Raw genomic sequence first — 963 nt, forward strand, 5'->3', positions numbered from 1 at the left:
CCGAGCTTAAACTTTCCTCGACTTCCTCGACTTCCTCGACTTCCTCGACTTCCTCGACTTCCTCGACTTCCTCGACTTCCTCGACTTCCTCGACTTCCTCGACTTCCTCGACTTCCTCGACTTCCTCGACTTCCTCGACTTCCTCGACTTCAGTCGACAGCTCCTGACTTATTCTGCTTTCCTCTGGCGCAGAGGCAGTTTGTACCTGCTCGATTGGTTCCGAAAGGTGCTGTTCCTGAGGGCATAGCGCTTGATTTTGCTTTTGTCTGATGCCTTTGACATGTTTGAGAATGGCAGAAAAGAGCTCATTGTCATTGACGGGCTTGGTCACGTAGTCATTCATGCCCGAGGCAAGACATTTTGCTTTGTCTTCTGCCATGGCATTTGCGGTCATCGCGATGATAGGGATCTTCTGATTGCTTTCCCGTATCTTTTCGGTAGCTTGGCAGCCATCCATTAAAGGCATTTGCATGTCCATTAATATGAAATCGAAATTGCCTTTTATGGCTTTCTCGTAGCCTTCTTCACCATTGTTGGCAAGGGATACCTGGATGCCTTGTTTAACAATAATTTCCTTCCCTAGCTGTTGATTTGCACCCAAAACTGACCCACTAAAGCCATATATTTGCATCGAATTTTGACCCACGTATAAACCTATCCCTGCTTCAGCAAAGCAGGAGAAAATGGAGTGATAGACGTGGCTCTACTAAGCGTAATTCGACGCTGGCATATTCGGGAGGGACAATCGATTCGATCGATTGCTCGGAAGACCGGATTGTCACGAAATACTGTTCGTAAATACCTCAATAATAGAAATTTAGACCCAAGCTACCCTGCAAGGAAGTCGCCGAGTAAGCTGGATGACTACGAGAAGACCTTAACCTGCTGGCTTCACCGTGAGGTGAAAAAGCATCGAAAGCAGCGTAAGTCAGTCAAGCAGCTATACCAGGATTTAGTACAACT

Annotated in this window: 2 protein-coding genes; one reads left to right on the plus strand and one right to left on the minus strand. The window is 46.9% G+C overall.

The annotated features are described in order from the left end of the window. On the minus strand, window positions 1-646 hold a 646-nt coding region (locus A3729_RS13695; RefSeq protein ID WP_156497952.1), incomplete at its 3' end, for a response regulator. A gap of 42 nt (window positions 647-688) precedes the next feature. On the opposite strand from A3729_RS13695, the gene A3729_RS31685 reads away from it, so the two are divergent. After that, a partial coding sequence (locus tag A3729_RS31685; RefSeq protein WP_156497953.1) for a helix-turn-helix domain-containing protein occupies window positions 689-963 on the plus strand: 275 nt, incomplete at its 3' end.

The organism is Oleiphilus sp. HI0043 (assembly GCF_001634935.1).